Origin of the sequence: Bacillus sp. MYb209, from assembly GCF_002975175.1 — a bacterium.
Taxonomy (GTDB): Bacteria; Bacillota; Bacilli; order Bacillales; family Bacillaceae_G; genus Bacillus_A.
Genome location: NZ_PCNZ01000003.1, coordinates 235,854 through 255,019, shown reverse-complemented (window position 1 = coordinate 255,019; position 19,166 = coordinate 235,854). Strand labels below are relative to the sequence as shown.

Here is a 19,166-nt window from a genome sequence, read left to right as displayed (position 1 = left end):
ATTGGATAATTAATAGAACTTGGGGGTGTCTAATGAAGTATATGAATAGAATAGCAGGTGTTATGCTAACAATTTTTTTATTTGTTACTGCTTGTTCTAATGGGGAACAAATAAAAGAAATATCACATATTGAACCTGGGGCTTTTAAAAAATATACGGGGACATACGTTGGAAATAATTCCGACGTGTTTGCGATTGTTAAAAACTTATCTGGTGGTGAAACAGTTCAAAGTATAAGTTTAGAAAATGAAAATATTAAAGTGAAATATGGTGCAAAAGAGAATGGAAATCTTACAGATGACATGATTGAGACGTATTGGTTTGATGGGAAGGATACGATGAAGAAGAATTTTCTCTTTAACGCTATTTATCTTGCAATTTTAGTACCAAATGCGAAAGGATATGAGTTTCAGGTTGAAAATCAAAGTTTTGCATTGAAAAGAGAAGAACTTTTACCCATACTTTATAAAGAATTTAATGATTTGCCAAAGGATGATCTTATATGGAATAAGGGAATCGTAATGAACTTCTTTTACGGTAATCAAGAAAAAATAGAAAAGCTAGTTAATAATAAAGATTTTCGGAAGCAATTTTTTGATGAACATCCTGTGCGGGAATCTAAGTGATATGGAGGAAGATAGGGTTATTTCACGATTGAAAATACGAACATTTTTTAAAGGGAGTCATTCATTATCGAATGATTCTTTTTTTGATGAAAATTATGGAAAAAAATAAAACGATGTGCTATGGTTAATTACATAAGTAATGAACCTAGGAACCTAAGGTGGTGAAATCGTGAAACCTACTCTAGAACAAAATAAGTTAATATACATACAAATTGCAGAAACCATTGAATCTGATATTTTAAAAGACATATTACTTGAAGAAGAACAAGTTCCATCGACAAATCAATTTGCGAAGATGTTACAAATTAATCCAGCCACTGCAGCTAAAGGGGTAAATGTATTAGTGGATGAGGGGATTTTATATAAAAAGAGAGGGATCGGGATGTTTGTTGCAAAGGGAGCAAAAGAAGTCGTACTAAAAAAAAGACAAAATACTTTTATGACTCAATATTTACCTAAAGTGTGGGAAGAAGCAAAGGTACTAGAAATATCAAAAGACGAATTGATGGACATGATACAAAAAATTACAAAGGAGGGGAAAGAGTGATGTTTGCACTTGAAACGAAAGATTTAATGAAAAAATATAAAAAGAAACTAGCTGTAAACGAAGTAACAATTAAAGTAGAAAATCATAAAATATATGGTTTGCTTGGAAGAAACGGAGCAGGGAAAACAACTTTATTAAACTTACTTGCTGGACAAATTATTTCAAGTAGTGGAAGTGTATCTATATTTGGCGAAAATATTTTTGAAAATAGTAAAGCGATGCGAAGCATTTGTTTTGTTAGAGTGAAAGAAGAAGCGCATTTAAGTTATAAAGTAAAAGAAATTTTTAAGTTATGTAACATGTTTTATAAAAATTGGGACCAGAAGTACGCGGAAGAACTGGCAGGGAAATTTCAGCTTAATATGAAAGAGAAATATCATAAATTATCACACGGAATGCAAACAGTTGTAGGGATTATTCAAGGTCTAGCAAGTAGGGCACCAATTACAATTTTTGATGAACCAACTACTGGTTTAGACGCAGCACATCGAGAGTTATTTTATAGTTTACTATTAGAAGATTACGGTGAGTATCCTCGAACAATTATATTATCAACACATTTAGTAGAAGAAGTAACCCATGTTATTGAAGATGTAATTATCATAAAAGAAGGAAGACTAGTTGTTCAATCATCGGCGGAAGATTTATTACAACAAGGTCATATTATATCAGGGCAAAAAGATAAAGTGGATGAGTTCTCGATCAATAAAAAAGTTATAAATCGAGAAATTTATGGAAATAAAGGAATTGCTGTTATATGGGGAAAATTTACTAATGAAGATTATTACTCTCTTGAAAAAGAAGGATTAGCAGTTGATGAAATCACATTACAAAAACTATTTATTCACATAACTGGTGGTGAAGTGAAATGACGATGTTAATGAAGCAGTTGAAGTTACATATAAATTTTCATTATAAGGCAATTTTAATATTTTGGATCGCAGCTTTATTAATAAAAGGGGCTATGAATGCTGTTAATTTATATGGAATGAAAATTGGTTATTTACCTGAATTTATCAATAATCCTTCTATAGCAATTATGATGTTTATAATAGGGAGTACTTTCATCATACAAGATGATTTATTTCGTTTAGCTATTTCATTTGGTGTGACAAGGATACAATATTTTATCGGAGCGATTTGTTATATTGTACTGCAATCCGGACTATTTTCATTTCTTCAAGTAATGCTTTTACAAGATATAAAATATAATATGGGGAATGCTAGTTTTGGAGAACTATTAGCACAACAGTTTATTTTACAATTTTTATTTTATGTTACGACAGCGTGTTTCTTTCAAGTAGTAGTTGTTTTTAAACAACGATTTAAGTGGATCGGTCTTATGATTGGTGGAACACTTTTTTTAACAACAAACAGTGTGCTTTATGGTGAGGTAGGAATAAAAGGTTTATTATTTACAAGCGATCTATCTTTAATAGATATTCCCTATTTTACTGTGATTTCAATTGGATTAACCATTCTATATATCATAACTAGTAGTATATTTATTCGTAAAGTTTCATTCGAACAAACGGTTTAAAATATTGTTAGATTATTATAGAAAGAGGGAAGACAATGGGAGATACATCTTCACTAATAACAGTCTTTTTATGTGTTGCACTGCTAATATTTTGGCGTCGTTTTCGTTCTATGTATAAGCCGATAAAAGGAAATGGGAAACGAATTTTGTGGCCATTATTATTTTTAACACCGGGTATTTTATTGTTTTTTGGTCCAGTACATCCAGCTATATTACAAGTGACTATAGCAGCATTCATTGGGGTTCTTTTCGCAATCCCACTTATATTTCTAACAAGCTATGAGCGAAGAGAAGACGGAAACATTTATACGAAAAAAAGTGCTGCCTTTTTAATTACTTTTATCGGAATTGTTATTTTAAGATATAGTTCAAGACAATATATTGTTGGCTTAGATCCGCAAACAATTGGTTTATTATTTTACGTCGTTGCGGTGTCTTATATTATTCCGTGGAGAATTGCTTGTTATATAAAATTCAGAAAAGTTTGGCGGGAAAATAATAATCATGCTATATGAAAACTTCTCATTTGAGAAGTTTTTTATTTTTCTATGTAAGTGAAATAACTTGTTGAAGTGCAAGCTACCATGCAATATAAAAAATTGAGGAGAGTGGGGGATATAAAAATGCGTACAATTTTACTTTTTCTAAATAACATGTCTACTGATGAGATAGAAAGTATTCGAGAAATACACGATCCTTTATTTGGTTTAATTCCTCCCCACATAACAATTGTATTTCCTTTTGAAAGTAATATTTCAAATAATGAATTGAAATCACATATTTTGAATTTGTCAAAAGGGATAGGTACAATTGAAATTGAGTTTGCAAGTGGTGTAACTAGTATAGGAGACTATTTATTTTTAGAAATTGAGCAAGGAAAAGAACAAATAGAAGAGCTACATGATAAATTATATACAGGACCATTACTACCACTTTTGAGAAAAGACATTCCGTACATACCCCATGTAACAGTCGGAAGAAAAGAAGGTTCGCAGTTAGCTACTGAACTAGCAAGGGATCTTCCTTGTTTTCATAAGAAGCTGCACTGTGTAATCGATAGAATTAGTGTGGAACGAATTGGAGAGAATGGAGAATCAATAATTGAATTTGAAGTATCGCTTTAAAAAAAGCTGACAAAAGTCAGCTTTTTTATTTCGTAACATGAAGTAAAGCACCAATCGCACCACTATAACCACCATCTTGTAAAAAGACTGGAATTTTGTTCTGATATTCTGTATAGCTATTTATAATATTTTGAAGGTGGATGTTATTACATAGAGTAGAACCGATGTAAATGATATGGTTAATATTTTTTGCTTCGGCGAATTGAAGGCTTAATGCTGTGACGACTTCACCGACAAGTCCTTGAACGGTAGCGAGTATATCTGAACTACTATAATTTGAGTCTGTAATGGTCGCTTTTCCGAAATTGCTAGCAGTTAAGTTATTATCAATAGGGGAGAGGATCCCACCATAAATATCTCCAACTGTAATATCTAGACTTTTTCTTGAGCCTATATTCGTAAGTGGAATCACATCTTCAAAATGATCTATATTTGTTAATAGTTTTGAAAGACCCATAATAGTACCACCGCCAACTCCAGTTCCACCAGCGCGAACGTATTGCTTGTCGTGAACATAGTGAATAGAAGTACCTGTACCGATATTTGTTAATACAAAGTTGTTTATAGCACGTTTTTCTTCTTTTAGTATGTATCGTACTCCTGCTAAAGTAGCTTCAAACTCGTTTAACTCTACTATTTCATATGAACCTGAAAGTAGTTGTTCTAACTGTTTAGCTTTACCACCTGTAATGCATAATTGTGTAATTGAATTATTATTATTATAAAGCCATTCTTTAATTCTTTCTTGTTCATATGAATAAAATTTTTTAAAAACTAATTTGTTCATTTCGTTAAAGTAAGCAATTTTTGTTAATGTTCCCCCAGCATCAATACCAACAACATTCTGCATTTTCCTACTCCTTACTATGTAATCTGTTTAATCAGCTTGATATATTAATAGCTTTTCAATGGTAACGATTGATTGACCGTTTACAGAGGCAATTCCTTTCCCAAGAATAAAACCTCGTCTGTTACGTGTTAATTCATAATGTAAGTCAAGTTTATCACCGGGATACGCATTTTCATGAAATTCCACCCCATCCAAAGAGGAGAGGAAACCAAGTCCTTCAGATTCACTTGTACTTACAAAAGCACTAAGTTGAGCCAGTGCTTCTACAATTAGCATATGAGGCATATAGTTTTGATTTTTATTAATAAACCACTCGTTATTTGTGATCAGTTTGTATCCTGTAGCTGATTGAGATTCTTTAACATTTGTAATTTTATCGATCATTAAAAATGGATAGCGATGGGGAAGAGTATCTTTAATATTCATATCGTACCTCCAGGAATAATAATACCCCTGCTAAAGTTAAGCAGGGGAGTTATTATTAATTTTTAACTAATTCTTCTATTTTTTCAATAGAGAAAATACCGCTATTTTTAATGTTTTCAACTGCTTCTTGTAATACTACTTTATCTTGAACAAGTGCAATACGTACAAAGCCTTCGCCATGAGGACCAAATGCATGGCCTGGTGTGACAACGACATTTGCACGATCCATAAGTGCATAAGCGAACTCTAGAGAAGTCCATCCTTTCGGAATTTCAGCCCAAACGAACATACTTCCAGCTGGTTTATCGACATTCCAACCGAATTTGCGGAATCCGTCCACTAAAGTATCTCTACGTTCTTGGTAAATGCTTCGGTTTTTCTCGCAAAACGCAGCGCCGTGTCGTAATGCAGCGGATGCAGCTTTTTGAATTGGTAAAAACACACCGTAATCTGTATTAGACTTAAATTGCGTAAGCGCGCCGACAATTTCTTCGTTACCAATCATATAACCAATACGGCTACCCGCTAAACTATAACTTTTAGATAAAGAATTAATTTCAACGCCAACTTCTTTTGCACCAGGTACAGATAAGAAGCTAATCGGCTTTTGGCCATCAAAATAAAATTCAGCATAAGCAAAATCATGGACAACGATAATATTATGTTTTTTCGCGAATGCGATTACCTCTTTAAAGAAATCTTCATGAGCCATTGCTGGAACTGGATTTCCTGGGAAGTTCAAAATCATCATCTTCGCTTTATCAGCGATTTCTTCAGGGATAACTTCTAAGTTAGGTAAGAAATCATTTTCTTTTTTTAATGGCATGTAGTAAGAGGTTGCACCGGCCATTTGAATTCCTGTTTCATAAGCTGTATATCCTGGATCAGGAACTAGTATTATATCTCCCGGATTTGCAAAAACCATAGGTAAATGAACGAGTCCGTCTTGTGAACCCATTAATAATAAAACTTCTTTTTCAGCATTTAATATAACGTTATGAGTGTTGTTGTAATATTCAGTTACAGCTTCGTGAAATTCTTGAATACCAGATAACGTATATCCGTAACTTTCTTTTGCACTTGCCGTATGTACCATTTCTTCTCTTACAAAATCAGCAGGAGGCATATCAGGATTCCCGATACTTAAATCGATCATTTTATGACCTGCTGCAATTTTCTCTTTTTTATAGGACCCTAATTCACTAAATATAGAAGATTGGAATGCTTTCATTCTAGTTGCTAACGTGTAAGTCATCAAAACCCCTCCTAAAAACAGTGTTTTCTTTCTGCATTTTTAATTATTCTGAAAACACATGTTTACATTTTATCATTTTTTTATGAAAATTAAAACGATTGACAAATTTAGAGGGAGGATAATAAGGAAAAATATAAAAATAACGCAGAAAATATTTTCTACGTTATAAATGAAGATTAATTGTTTATTTTTTTATATGTACATGTTTTTTCAGTTGTAAAAAAGTATACATTTAATTTATTATCGACAACTTTTAAAGATTGATCCGATGTAAACGAGTTACCATAATCAATACGATACACGTTAGAATTTTTAACAAACGATCCTTTAAATAAATCCTCTTTTTTAGTTGTTGTTTGCATTTCCGCTAAATTGTGAACAACCTTTTCTTTCTTTTCTTCTTTTACAACTGTTTCAAATTTATAATACACAGGGCATTCACCTTTTTTATTATCAATGACTTCCCAAGAGCCGTATATATCATTATTGCTACATCCACTAAGTAGAACGATTAATATAGGGAAAATAAGTAGAAACTTTTTCATTGTGTACTCCTTTCTTATTATTTTTTATAAACGTGCGAATACAATAAGAATATTGTAATGAATAAAGTTTAAATTTTTATAAAGAATTAATAAATTTCACATAAAAATTTGGAGAAGGGTGGGATTTCAAAATAAAAAGGCATGAATCTAGTGTAATGCCAGATTCATGCCTAGTACTCTATCTTATGTTATGTCTTTTGAGGATAAATGAAGCGGAAAGAAGAATGACAATTCCATTTACAACATACATATTTGCAATAATAAAGGCTAGGTTAGCTGATCCAAAACCACCTTTATTGAATATAGAAACGAATGCTGTAGTAGTCAAAAAGATAATGGGAGTTAACAGTAAAAATAAGAAACCTGCAACAATCCTTCTTTTAAAGTTATTTTGGGATAGGGAAATGGCTAGAAAATTAAGGACGCAAAACATAACTAATGAAAAAAGAAGGGTAATTAATAATTGCATACCAACAGACATTTCCACAGCTCCTTTTTGAAAAATCTATTGTTTATTGTATTCGAAAACAGTAAGCGATACACCTTTAAATATTTGGACTATACAAAGGATATAAAGTTTAATCTTAGAAATTGAAAAGAATGGATCAAGTAAAATACTGGGTCCATTCTTAAGAAGTATTAGTTTTATCCCGCTATTTGCGGGCAGTAAGACTCCCACCTCAAAATTCGGCGAATGCGAGATGGTTAGGTGGGAGGTAACTGCCCGTAAAAGCCTGATTGGTGAGGGCTAATAATCAGTGGGAGATGAACAAACCCCCCACTGATTAAAGTTTTACTTTATAAATTAGCAGATTGTGACGTTTGTTTTTCGAATTGTTTCTGCTTAGATAGGGAAATAAATATAATTAACAATGAAATGACTCCGAAAATTAGAACCATATACTGTAATCCAATCGTATCTAAGAAGAAGCCTGTGCCGAGTAAGACAATTTGGAACATAACTCTTTCAAACATATTACGGAATGAGAAGAGACGTCCGTGATAGCTTTTTTCGACTTTCGTTTGGAAAATTGTCGACATAATAGGGAAGAAGCAGCCAACACTAAATCCAAACAAACCAAATGAGGCAAGTGCCATCCATTTAATATCGCTAAAGAACAACGAAAGGTGTGCAAAAGCGGTGCAAAATGCGAAGAAATATAGTAACTTTTCAGGTTTGAAATGATCAGATAAACGTTTAATAACGAATGCACCTAACATAAACGCTACACCTTCAATTGTATATATGAATCCTTTAATTGTTGGGTCATGTTGTATTTCGCTAATGTTAATAACCATTAAATTGAATCCAGCTATAAATAAAAGAGGGATAATACTTAATATAAGTGCTTTAAAAGCAATAGGGATTCCTTTTAAAATACGAAATACTTCCATAAAACTATTATCTTTAGCGGATTGTTTACTTGATGTAGCGGATTTTTTATCTTCAAATTGTAGGAAGAAAGTTGAGAGGAATAATAAAGCGTATGCTGCCATTGAGAAGGCATACATATACTGTAAACTCATTACAACTAAAAGAATTCCACCTAGTGAAGTACCTGCAATACGAGCGATTGTACCGATATTCATATGTACACCGTTCATCTGCAATAGTTCATGTTCCCGAACGATGAGTGGGATTACAGATTGTAATGCAGGGAAATAAAATGCCGCTGAAATTTGAAGTGCAATCATAAAAGCAATCATAAAGGCGATACTTTCATATTGAATAGCGAAAAACATGAAAATAACACTAAGAACACGACCAAATCCAGCGTAAAGAAGAACTTTCTTTTTTTCATACTGGTCAATGACACGACCAGCCATTGGACCAACTAGAACGCCAGCTAACAGTCCGATAAATAATATAACGGATTTCATAAAATCAGAAGGGACGTATTTTTGCATAAATTCAAGGTTACCAAGAATACCAAGCCATAATCCAAGACCAGCAATAAACTCCCCAATTAATACGATCCAAACATTTTTATTACGCCACATAATTAATACCTCTCAGTCTTTTAAAATTAAAAACTCGTATATAAAACCTCCTAATTTATTCATTATTTTTTAACGCGCCTTTTTTAGAGTCAGAGTCTATATTACGTGTTTCATTAGTGGATTTCAATCTTTTTGATTTGTCGAAAATTTGATTAATTATATGATGAAATAAGTAATTCAAAATGTGAAAAACTCTTGATTAAATACAAATTGAAAATAAAGAAAAACATAGAGAAAATAAAAAAGTGAGAACGTAGTTACTACGTCTCACTTTTCTCAAATGCAACATCAAACAATAGATTCCTTTAGCAACACTTATGATCTTGTCCAATAGCTAAACCACTAAAAGATAGAGGGCCAACAACGTCTGCACTTGCAGCACTTGTTAGATTTTCCACAGTTAATGAATATTCGTGAGTCCCGCAGCTTACATCTTTATCAATAGCTTGAAATGTTTGAGCGTAGAATTGCTCTGAATCTGTAGATTCAATACCTACTTGCGTGTTGAAAATTTCAGTGTTGTCACGGAAAATTCTAAATAATATTTGTGATATATCAGTTATACCTTTAACTCCAACTGTAGCGATTAATTCTACTCGATTATTACGTGAATCGCTTCTTGAAATTTTCAATTTAATACTTGCTAGAATTGCTTTGTTTGGGGAATGGGGAATTACAAAAGTTGTTTCACCCGTTTTATTTATTGGTTGAGTAGCTTGGTAATCAATGATATGAGTCATGTTCGTCACCTCCTCATATACTAAAATATGAAAGTAACGATGAATTAGCTTGGACATATACTAGAAGATGTTAATAGAATTGAGAATAAAGTTGAATATGGGGCGATAATATAAAAGCATCAAGAAAGAATCACAATACTGTGAGTTGTTTCTTGATGCTTTTTGTACATTAGGCAGAATATTCTTCTTTACGCACTTCAAAGAATTCATTACGGCGTAAGTAATTAAAAATTTTCTCCGAAACTGCTTCTTCTTGAGATATTAAAAAACGATGATCAAAAGCATAGAAAGATTGACCTTTAATTAATTTTACGTAGTATATTTTACACGCCTCCTTTAAATTAGGATTCTTAAATACTTTATATTATGATGACCTATCTGGTTGTTAATAATACTTAAAGTTTCAAAGGGGAGAAGTATAAATTCACAAAACCGTTGAAATAGCTTACAAATCTGTAATGTTTTTGTCACCTTTTCCGATAGTTAAAATTAACCAATATCTCCTATACTACAAATAAGTTACATAAAACAAGGAGGTAGAAAGATGGAGGAAGTAGTTGGAGAAGTTGTAGTAGGGATTTGTGAATTTGTAGTTGAAGTTACTGCGGATGCTATAGGGAACTTAATGTCTGGAAATGACGAAGAAAAAGAAACAATATAAATAGATTTGTCAAAAATTTAAATATTACAAGTGTATAAAAGCTGATTTCCTATTAGAAATCAGCTTTTATAATTTTACATTATATTAATTTAATTTTAATATTTAAATGTTATGATGTTCATGAAACTACTAAAGGAGCTGATCAATATGCATATGCTGAATTCTGGATTTGATGTTTCTATTTCTCGTTTGATTGTAGCAACTAAAGATGAAAAGGAGTATCATTTTATTGTTCGCGAACATCCAATCGCTGGGAAGTTTATCTCATTATTAGAAAATGGGATAGAATATGGATTAATAGATAAGCAAACGGTTAATAAGAATAGATTTATGAGATTGGAACTTGTTAAGTTAGAAAATGTAAAGAATGAGGTACTTGATGGTTCAGCAGAATGGATATGGGTTGGTATGAATCAATCTGAAATGTTTGCAAGATTGGCAACTAATAATGAAATTGAATTCTATGTGGATTTGCAAGAGAATATTCATATTTTAGACGAATGTGAATGGACCCTTATGTAAGGGGCGTTTTATGAGGTTGTGGGGATAAGTTCTCACAGCCTTCTTTGTTTTCTCCTAATAATTTAAGTCTTCAATCACTCCAATACTACGATTTGTATAGAAGAATAAAGTTTTGAGTATGTAACAAATAAGACTAAAAGAGGATTTGAAAATATGTAAAGAGAACTTATTAATTAAATGAATCGTATATGTAAATAACAATAGAAAGAAGATGATAAAAATGAGTAAAGAAGAACTTGTGAAACAACAATTTGGTAGTAATGCAGAGAAGTATGTGAAAAGTAAAATTCATGCAAATGGACCGGATTTACAATATGTAGTTCAGCAAGTTGAAACTCGTCATAATACTCGTCTTCTTGATATTGCTACTGGTGGTGGACATGTTGCAAATTTGTTAGCCCCAATGTTTAAAGCGGTAGTCGCTCTTGATTTAACAGAAAAAATGTTAGAAAAAGCAAAAGGTTTTATAGAAGGGAACGGGCATGAAAATGTATCATTTGTAGCAGGAAATGCAGAAAATTTACCATTTGCTGATGAATCCTTTGATACAATTACATGCCGAATTGCAGCACATCACTTTGTTGATCCTTTGCAATTTATTTTTGAAGTAAATCGTACGTTAGAATATAATGGATTATTTATATTAATTGATAATGTTTCACCAGAAAATAATGAATTTGATACATTTTATAACTTTATCGAAAAGAAGCGAGATCCGGGCCATGAACGAGCTTTGAAAAAAACAGAATGGATTACTTTATTAGAAAAACATGGTTTACAAATGCAGTCATGTCATACTTTTGACAAGAAGTTCGATTTTGACTGGTGGTGCGATATGATGGATGTGCCTATGCAAAAACGCGTAAAGTTAACAGAGTGTATGATGAAAACATCAAATGAAATGCAGGAATTCTTCAAAATTCAATTTGAAAACAATAAAATAGAATCGTTCTATACTGAAATGGCACTGTTTGTATGCAAAAAAAGTTCAACATTAAAAAGATAAATTTCTTGCAGTCTTTCTGATGTACGATATACTTAGTACAGAGAAAATGAGAATTGAGGAATAGTAATAATGATTCGTGTACGTATTGAGGGAACTGAGGAAGAGATGCTTGAATTTTTAGAGAAAATGCCTGACATTCCTGGGTTTGAAAAAACACATATGAGAGAACCGAGAAAAGGGAATAATCCGAAATATGATTCAAGCAAAAATGTACTAGCGTATTTATCGTATAAGAAGATTGAAGTCGCCAATAAATAAATAGGCGGCTTTTTTAATTATCTCCGTTTCACCACCTTGTCTTTTTCGCATAATAATGATAGTAGATTATGCTGGAGAGGGGGGAGGAAAGTTAATAAAAAAATAATTTTTTTCGGAGATTTTGGTATTGATGATGCAGTAACGTTAATTTATGCGAATAAAACATGCAAATTAGATATTATAGGTATCGTTGCAGAGTATGGTAACGTGTCGCGGGAAATTGTCACGGAAAATGTTTATTTTTTAGAAAGATACTATGCTACAAAAGTGAAGATTATTGAAGGTGCCAGTAGACCAATGACAGCTGAAGAACCTTTATTTTTCCCCTGAAATTCATGGGGATCACGGTTTAGGTCCAATTATTCCACCGAAAATGAGAATTTGTGACAGAGAAAATTTTTGTGAATTGATTAAATTAATTGAGCCTTGTCCAGAAGATATTATTATAGTGGCGACGGGACGATTAACAACACTTGCAACATTATTTTTGTTGTACCCCAATTTAATGAATCGAGTATGTTCTTATTATATAATGGGTGGTGCTTTTCTTTTTCCGGGAAACGTTACACCAGTATCGGAAGCTAATTTTTACGGCGATCCAATTGCGGCGAATATCGTTATGAAATACGCGAAGAATGCTACTATATATCCGTTAAATGTAACGCAGCGCGCTCTTATCACCCCTGAAATGGTCGATATTATTGATAAAGAAGGAACAGGACAGGCGAAACTTATTAAGCCAATGATCGATTTTTATTACGAGAACTTTTACAAAAAAGAATATCCAGGTATTGCTGGGAGTCCGATTCACGATTTACTTCCGTTCATTTCATTTATAAATGATGATATTTTTGAATATAAAAAATCAGCAGTTTGGATAAGTACGACAAATGATGTAACGAGAGGTCAAAGTGTTGCAGATTTTAGAAAAATAGCTGAGCCGACGAGGTTTGATGATCGTCCTATACAAAGAATTGCCGTTGAATTTAATTATCAAGCGTTTAAAGACGAATTTATGAGAACAATATTGAAGCCAGATTGTCCTTAAAAGGTTGAGCAGATTTGAATGATTTTCATAAGACGAATAACTTACGAAAAATGAAACATAACTAATGGTAAGCAATTGTTTCTAATTATAATTTTTATCGTTCAAAAATAAAGGAGGTAATGATATGATTTGGTATTTAATAGTCGGTGGTATATTAGGATGGTTTGCAAGTTTGATTACTGGAAAGGATGTACCTGGCGGTGTAATTGGTAATATTATTGCGGGTATTATCGGTTCTTGGCTTGGTACGTTATTACTTGGTAAATTCGGTCCTGTTATAGGGGGATTTGCAATTATTCCAGCTTTAATAGGTGCAGTAATATTAATTTTCATTGTGAGCTTCTTATTACGAGCTATACGGAAATAAATAGTAATGGGCTGTTTACATTTGTGAGCAGTCCCTTTGTATTATGTTGTTTAATCTGTTATGCTACTTTTATACAATCAGGAGGTGTCAGCATTGAAATCATTTACAGTAAATTTTCATCAAGAGGATAATGCAAAGGCAACAACAGTACATAAATTAAGTGAAGAGGACTTCGATAAAGCAACAGAAAAAGGTACTCGTCATCTATTTGATTTAGATACAAACGTTGGTTTCTTCGTATTCTTTGATGCTGAAGATGCAGAAGGAAACGAGCAATACTTAATGTTACAATATGAAGGAGATCATGAAGAACCAAGTGCTTGCTACGGATTTGATTTGAAATTGTTCTATCAATTTTTAGCACTATACTTAAATGATCTTGAATTCCAAGGTGAGACAAATGAAGAAGAGGAAGAAAATGGTCCAATTCATCATTTAGCACATTTACTTTACCATATCGTTGAAGATGGTAAATCTATCGAAGTGTAAAAATACATATTTGAAGCTGTCCTTAAATAGGACAGCTTTTTTAATTATATAAATAGGGAATCTTAATGGAGTTCTGATGGCGACAGGTTGTTTAATTATATTTCAGAAAAAATTAAACCAGCAAGGAAGATTAATCACTTCCTGCTGGTTTTTAGCATTTAAAGGAGCTTTTGTGACAGTTTATTTTAAGTTATAAAAAAGGATATAACGAGTATGGAGAGAAGGTGTATACAAGGAGATGAATAAGATGATTAACAATACAATCCCAAGCTTTTTGAAGCTTTTGGAAAGCGATGATATAGGATTACATGACTTGAACAAATATCATGCTATGTACCGAGAAGTATTCGAAGAGTATTTTAATTATCACTGTCCTAAGAAGGAAGAACGTCTTTCTAGTGCAATTAAAAAGTACCCTGAAAAACTAGAAGACATTCGTATTATTTCGGATACAACCGACTTGGTTATTATTTCGGAGCATCATATATAGTCCATACTTTTGGAGAAACGGAAGCACTTACTTTTTGGAGAAAAAATAATTTGAAGAGTAGTGTAATGGAATGGTTACAAAAGTGAATATGTTGAAGAGGGAGGCTGAAAATGATGAAAGTATGTATGAAAGTGCTTATATTTTTCCTAACTTTAACGTGTGTAGCGGCTCTAACCGCGTGTAATAACGCTGAGGAAAAGAAACAAACTAACCCAACATCAGAAAATAGTACAGAAGAAAAGAGTGATTCGTCAGAAATGAGTAAAAAGAACGAGGACACCGCTTCGAAAAAAGAGAAAGAACCTGTGGAAAAACCAAAAGGTCAAGATTCAGCAAAACCATCAACAGATTCTAATTCAAAAAATACAGTAGTTAATCAAAAATCAATTAACCATATTAAAGATTTATTTGAGCAAGCGAAAGAAGGAAAAGTACCTAACGTACCATATGCAGCACATACAGGTGACATCGAGGAAATAGAAAAAGCGTGGGGAAAAGCAGATAAGACTGAGCAAGCAGGGAACGGGATGTACGCGACTTTTACAAATAAAAATGTATCATTTGGCTTTAATAAAGGATCGCAAGTCTTTGACGTTCGCTCTTATCATTCAGAACTCAAAGTGATTACGTTACAAGAAGTTGAAAAGGCTTTAGGAAAACCGGCGTCGGTTAAAGTAAATGGAAATGACAAAATATACATTTACAAAGTAAATAACCAGTTTGAATTGAAATTCATTATTCCGGAATCAACTGGTAAAGTACATCATATTTCTGTGTTCTCACCGGAGGATAGTATTAATAAAATGGCAGGTTAAATAAAAGAGCTGTTCCTATAGGGACAGCTCTTTTACTTTGTTTTTTTCTAACGATTGAACAAAAAAAGCTTGAATAATACCGCCAATTATTAATAAGAAGGCACAAATATAAAATAGAGTACTGCCGCTAAATTTGCTTAATAATAGTGCACCTACAAAAGGCCCGCAAGTCCTTGAAATATCCCAATGTATACCGTAAATAGAAAAGTACAATCCACGTCTATGACTTGGAGCCATTTGTGAAACGAATCGTAGTAAATGATTTAAAGCAATACTTTGCCCAATTACTAAAAAGAGTAATGTAAAGAGTAATGACCATATTGTTGTGGAATAACCGTAGCCAATAGCAGCTAAAGTAAAGCAAGTATAGGAAATAACAATGATTTTAGCCATAGAAAACTGTTCAGACCATTTCACAAGGAAAATTTGAAGAATAACTTCCATGACTGCTTTACAAGTTGAGATAAATACGAGTACGAATAGAAAATCTGGAAATACACTTTCGGCGAATATACGATAGTTCGATTCGGTTTGAGCATAGAAAAAACTAATAGGTAGCGTAGAAACCATAAGTCCAAACACAGCGTAATGTTTCGAAATAAAATGTTTTGGTGAATATACTTCTTTAGTTTTATTAACGTTTTTTATGAGTGGAGCTGTTTCAGGAAGCTGAGTCCATACGAGTACAGCATAAAGAGTAAGAGTCACACCTTGTGCAATAAATAAGTACTCAGGATGACTATTATAGAAAAAAGCACCGATTAATGGGCCGATTACAGAGCCAATTGCTCCCATCGTTTGCAGAACCGCAAATATTTCGGCCTGTTGTTCTTCCTTCGTTAAGTCAACGATTTGAGCGCGCTGTGCCGGAATATATAAAGAGCGGCCAATACCATTTACGACATACAATAAGGCGAAAAAGGCGACGGATTCAGCAAAAACGAATCCACTTACGGCGAAAGCTTGTAAAACTAAGCCGAGTAACATGATTTTCTTACGACCGTATTTATCTGTTACACCTCCAGCAATTAATGTAAACACAATATCAGCGAGAGGCTGTAATCCGAAAAGAAGCATTGTAACGATGACATTACTATTTAACACTTTATTAACGTGAACAATAAAAATGATAGCTAACATTGCTTCAGTCGTCCGGACTAACAATTCACCGAACAACCGAATGAGGATTGGCCTATTATAACGTTTTAAAAGATGATTCATTTCTAATTCCTCCTTTCTATATTAAAATGATAAGGTGGAAGCTAAAAATGAAAAAGGGTAGAATGAAAGGGGAAGATTTTTCATCTTTTAGGGGGGCGTTTTATGAGCATTTTGGAGCAATATATGCACCTATGGCTCCAGTATGGAAAAGGGAGAGCAGAGGGAGAAAGAGGAGAAAGATTAGAAATAACAATACAAAATATATCTGAAACTTTATTTTGTACAGAGCGAAATAGTAAACTAATCATAAAAAAATTGGAAGAATTAAGTTGGATTATGTGGTTTCCAGGCCGAGGGAGAGGGAATCGTTCAAAGGTATTGTTTCAAAAACATCCACTTTTATTAATTTTAGAAAGAGGAAAAGAAATAACGAAACAAGGGGACGTAAAAAGCGGGATCGCGTTTATCGAACGGTATAGCTCGTATTTTCCATCGCTCCAACCACAATTTCAAACTTGGATTGATTCAATATTTGGTTATCAAGTTGAAAGGACGTCTCAAGGGAGAAGAGATGTGCTACGTTTGCAAGTTCAAATGAATCTAGACATTGCATTAGATCCTGTATATGCCACGATGCGTTCGGAATGTCATATGGTCAAACATATATATGACACGTTAGTGTATGTAGACGGAAGTACAAAAAATGTAGAGCCAAGACTGGCGTTTTATTGGGAATATGATAATCAGAATCATATATGGACCTTTTACTTACGAAAAGGTGTTCAGTTTCATAACAGGAAAGAATTTATCGCTCATGACGTTATACATACATTTGAACGGTTCTTGAAAGCTAAAAATAATCCGCATGCTTGGATGTTACAGCATGTTGAAAGTTTACATATACTAGATGACTACATTGTGGAGATTCATTTATCTACAGATAATAAGTTATTTTTACATGTTTTAAGTTCAGAACAGTGTTCTATTGTAAGTGAAGATGAAAAAGGTAATTTAATTGGTACAGGACCGTTTCGATTATGTGAAAATAATGAGGATGTATTCGTACTAGAAGCACATGATTATTATTTTCGAGAGCGACCTTTTCTCAACCGAATTGAATTATGGAATGTAGAGCACAGTGTTAATCCGTACGATGTTTTAGCGAAAGCACGATATAAAGATATAGAAAAGCATCATAAAGAACTAACTCGACTTGAGTCGAATGTAACATACATTACGTTAAATACTGCAAAAGAAGGGCCCATGCAAGATAAGATGTTTCGGAAAGCTCTATATAAAATCATTCATAGCAATGCGCTTATTGCGGAATTACAAGGAGCGCGCGGAGAGATGGCCGAAGAATTAGTGCTAACAAAGAGTGGTACAATACATATAAATGAGGATATATATGCGCTTATTAAAGAAAGCTCTTACCGTAATGAAACATTGCGACTATACACATTTACAGGACAAGATCATGTCGAAGACTCCAATTGGATACAAAAAGAGTGTGCGAAATACGGAATTATAATTGATATTAAATTTCTTGAAACAAAAGAGTTATTGCAAACAAGTACGATACAAAAGGCTGATATAATGCATGATAGTGCGACAATTAGTGAGCGTATTGAAGAAAGTTTACTATATATGTTTCTTACAAAAAACAGCTTTATTCATCAGCATAGCAATATAAAATTTAACGAAGTATTGCAGTCTTATTTTATAGAAAATCAATTAGACAAACGGGTGACACTGTTACGCGATATTGAGGGCACACTGTTACGTGAAATGCATATCATTCCTTTATATCGCAATAAACAGCGAGTAAGTTCACACGAAAAAATACAAAATATAATGATTAATTCACAAGGCTGGATTGATTTTTATGATATATGGTTTAAACCTTGATATATATAGGTTCTTACGCATTTTAATGAGATGCGTAAGAACCTTTTTTTATGAAATGGAGAGTTGTTTTGCACGTTGTTACGCTACGTGTTATTAAATCTCATTTACAACGTAACAGTGTTATGTTACATTGTTATTAGGAAGGAGTGTTACACAGTTGAGTACAGACTTAATTTCAAAAAAAGATTTATTAGAACTAACTGGTATTTCATACGGACAGTTATATAGGTGGAAGAGAAAAAATTTAATACCGGAAGATTGGTTTGTAAGGAAGTCAACTTTCACAGGTCAAGAAACATTTTTTCCGAAAGAAAAAATATTAGAGCGTATTGATAAAATTCAAACGCTGAAAGAGGATTTGTCTCTTGATGAATTAGCGAATATGTTTTCACCGAGCGTAACAGAGATTCTTTTAATAAAAGAAGATCTCATCCGTAAAGGGATTGCTTCAGAACCCGTTTTGCAATTTTTTATAGAGCAAACGAACAAAACGACAGATTTTCAATTTGTAGATATTCTTTATGTGTACATGTTAGAAGAACTTCTTCAATCGGGAGACGTTAGTTTAGAAGAAGGAAAAATGGTGTTACAAGTTTTACGTGAAAATTATGAAGCGATAAAGCATAAAAATTGTGACTTAGTTATCATTCGTAAGCTAGGAATTTCCACGTGTTTCTTAGTTTCAAATGTGGATGACTTAATGTTTGAAAAGGGAACAAAGATCGTTTTACGAGTAGCGATTATGAATTATACAGAAGCATTAAAAACAAAACTGTTGTAGTGGAGG

Annotated in this window: 22 protein-coding genes and 3 pseudogenes; 16 read left to right on the top strand and 9 right to left on the bottom strand. The window is 32.9% G+C overall.

Annotation, left to right across the window (positions count from 1 at the left end; translation table 11 throughout):
• The first annotated feature begins 32 nt into the window (after positions 1–32).
• The 6 genes from CQZ94_RS08370 (at position 33) to CQZ94_RS08345 (ending at position 3,837) form a co-directional block, all read left to right on the top strand.
• The gene (locus tag CQZ94_RS08370) at positions 33–626 is read left to right on the top strand and encodes a DUF4825 domain-containing protein (protein ID WP_105585011.1); all 594 of its coding nucleotides are present in this window, start codon (positions 33–35) and stop codon (positions 624–626) included.
• A 169-nt stretch (positions 627–795) separates the two neighbouring features.
• The gene (locus tag CQZ94_RS08365; RefSeq protein WP_105585010.1) at positions 796–1,173 is read left to right on the top strand and encodes a GntR family transcriptional regulator; all 378 of its coding nucleotides are present in this window, start codon (positions 796–798) and stop codon (positions 1,171–1,173) included.
• Positions 1,173–2,045: an ATP-binding cassette domain-containing protein gene (locus tag CQZ94_RS08360; RefSeq protein WP_105585009.1), complete on the top strand. Its 873-nt coding sequence runs from the start codon at positions 1,173–1,175 to the stop codon at positions 2,043–2,045. The genes CQZ94_RS08365 and CQZ94_RS08360 overlap by 1 nt, the downstream gene beginning before the upstream one ends.
• Entirely contained in the window at positions 2,042–2,713 is a 672-nt protein-coding gene (locus CQZ94_RS08355) for a DUF4052 family protein (protein WP_105585008.1), read from the top strand. The genes CQZ94_RS08360 and CQZ94_RS08355 overlap by 4 nt, the downstream gene beginning before the upstream one ends.
• Before the next feature lie 35 nt (positions 2,714–2,748).
• Positions 2,749–3,228, top strand: coding sequence for a CcdC family protein (locus CQZ94_RS08350; protein ID WP_105585007.1), 480 nt, complete (start codon positions 2,749–2,751; stop codon positions 3,226–3,228).
• A gap of 108 nt (positions 3,229–3,336) precedes the next feature.
• Positions 3,337–3,837, top strand: coding sequence for a 2'-5' RNA ligase family protein (locus tag CQZ94_RS08345; protein ID WP_105585006.1), 501 nt, complete (start codon positions 3,337–3,339; stop codon positions 3,835–3,837).
• Positions 3,838–3,862: 25 nt separating this feature from the next.
• Here CQZ94_RS08345 and coaW read toward each other — a convergent pair whose 3' ends face one another.
• From coaW to CQZ94_RS08305, 8 genes are all read right to left on the bottom strand, one after another.
• On the bottom strand, positions 3,863–4,687 hold the full coding sequence (coaW, locus tag CQZ94_RS08340; RefSeq protein WP_105585005.1) for a type II pantothenate kinase: 825 nt from the start codon (positions 4,685–4,687) through the stop codon (positions 3,863–3,865).
• A 27-nt stretch (positions 4,688–4,714) separates the two neighbouring features.
• The gene (locus tag CQZ94_RS08335; protein ID WP_105585004.1) at positions 4,715–5,113 is read right to left on the bottom strand and encodes a 3-hydroxyacyl-ACP dehydratase FabZ family protein; all 399 of its coding nucleotides are present in this window, start codon (positions 5,111–5,113) and stop codon (positions 4,715–4,717) included.
• 55 nt (positions 5,114–5,168) lie between these two features.
• On the bottom strand, positions 5,169–6,368 hold the full coding sequence (locus CQZ94_RS08330) for an LL-diaminopimelate aminotransferase (RefSeq protein ID WP_142395781.1): 1,200 nt from the start codon (positions 6,366–6,368) through the stop codon (positions 5,169–5,171).
• A 176-nt stretch (positions 6,369–6,544) separates the two neighbouring features.
• On the bottom strand, positions 6,545–6,913 hold the full coding sequence (locus tag CQZ94_RS08325) for a hypothetical protein (RefSeq protein WP_105585002.1): 369 nt from the start codon (positions 6,911–6,913) through the stop codon (positions 6,545–6,547).
• 178 nt (positions 6,914–7,091) lie between these two features.
• Complete coding sequence (locus tag CQZ94_RS08320) at positions 7,092–7,394, bottom strand: hypothetical protein (RefSeq protein ID WP_105585001.1); 303 nt, start codon at positions 7,392–7,394, stop codon at positions 7,092–7,094.
• A 317-nt stretch (positions 7,395–7,711) separates the two neighbouring features.
• Complete coding sequence (locus tag CQZ94_RS08315) at positions 7,712–8,914, bottom strand: MFS transporter (protein ID WP_105585000.1); 1,203 nt, start codon at positions 8,912–8,914, stop codon at positions 7,712–7,714.
• Between the two features lie 305 nt (positions 8,915–9,219).
• A complete protein-coding gene (gene exsC / locus CQZ94_RS08310) occupies positions 9,220–9,654 on the bottom strand; it encodes an exosporium protein ExsC (protein WP_105584999.1) in 435 nt (144 codons plus the stop codon).
• A 169-nt stretch (positions 9,655–9,823) separates the two neighbouring features.
• Positions 9,824–9,976 (bottom strand): YqbF domain-containing protein, encoded by a 153-nt coding sequence (locus tag CQZ94_RS08305; protein WP_080018204.1) that lies wholly within the window; start codon positions 9,974–9,976, stop codon positions 9,824–9,826.
• A gap of 492 nt (positions 9,977–10,468) precedes the next feature.
• Here CQZ94_RS08305 and CQZ94_RS08295 point away from each other — a divergent pair, with 492 nt between their 5' ends.
• The 8 genes and pseudogenes from CQZ94_RS08295 (at position 10,469) to CQZ94_RS08260 (ending at position 15,310) form a co-directional block, all read left to right on the top strand.
• Positions 10,469–10,837: a hypothetical protein gene (locus CQZ94_RS08295; protein WP_142395792.1), complete on the top strand. Its 369-nt coding sequence runs from the start codon at positions 10,469–10,471 to the stop codon at positions 10,835–10,837.
• Between the two features lie 220 nt (positions 10,838–11,057).
• Positions 11,058–11,843, top strand: a complete 786-nt coding sequence (locus CQZ94_RS08290) for a class I SAM-dependent methyltransferase (RefSeq protein WP_105584996.1) — start codon at positions 11,058–11,060, stop codon at positions 11,841–11,843.
• Positions 11,844–11,912: 69 nt separating this feature from the next.
• Positions 11,913–12,101: a DUF3970 family protein gene (locus CQZ94_RS08285; RefSeq protein WP_002110407.1), complete on the top strand. Its 189-nt coding sequence runs from the start codon at positions 11,913–11,915 to the stop codon at positions 12,099–12,101.
• Between the two features lie 36 nt (positions 12,102–12,137).
• Positions 12,138–13,149: pseudogene (locus tag CQZ94_RS08280) on the top strand (nucleoside hydrolase).
• Between the two features lie 124 nt (positions 13,150–13,273).
• Entirely contained in the window at positions 13,274–13,516 is a 243-nt protein-coding gene (locus tag CQZ94_RS08275; protein ID WP_070143465.1) for a GlsB/YeaQ/YmgE family stress response membrane protein, read from the top strand.
• A gap of 93 nt (positions 13,517–13,609) precedes the next feature.
• Complete coding sequence (locus tag CQZ94_RS08270; RefSeq protein ID WP_002110404.1) at positions 13,610–14,005, top strand: hypothetical protein; 396 nt, start codon at positions 13,610–13,612, stop codon at positions 14,003–14,005.
• Positions 14,006–14,252: 247 nt separating this feature from the next.
• A pseudogene (locus tag CQZ94_RS08265) lies at positions 14,253–14,474 on the top strand (aminopeptidase); the annotation flags it as partial.
• Positions 14,475–14,605: 131 nt separating this feature from the next.
• Entirely contained in the window at positions 14,606–15,310 is a 705-nt protein-coding gene (locus tag CQZ94_RS08260; protein WP_105584995.1) for a YjgB family protein, read from the top strand.
• 15 nt (positions 15,311–15,325) lie between these two features.
• Here the strand turns inward: CQZ94_RS08260 and CQZ94_RS08255 are convergent, their stop codons facing one another.
• Positions 15,326–16,531, bottom strand: a complete 1,206-nt coding sequence (locus tag CQZ94_RS08255) for an MDR family MFS transporter (protein ID WP_105584994.1) — start codon at positions 16,529–16,531, stop codon at positions 15,326–15,328.
• A gap of 62 nt (positions 16,532–16,593) precedes the next feature.
• Between CQZ94_RS08255 and CQZ94_RS08250 the strand changes: the two are divergent.
• Positions 16,594–18,379: pseudogene (locus tag CQZ94_RS08250) on the top strand (ABC transporter substrate-binding protein).
• Between the two features lie 157 nt (positions 18,380–18,536).
• Complete coding sequence (locus CQZ94_RS08245) at positions 18,537–19,160, top strand: YhbD family protein (protein ID WP_105584992.1); 624 nt, start codon at positions 18,537–18,539, stop codon at positions 19,158–19,160.
• Positions 19,161–19,166 lie beyond the last annotated feature (6 nt).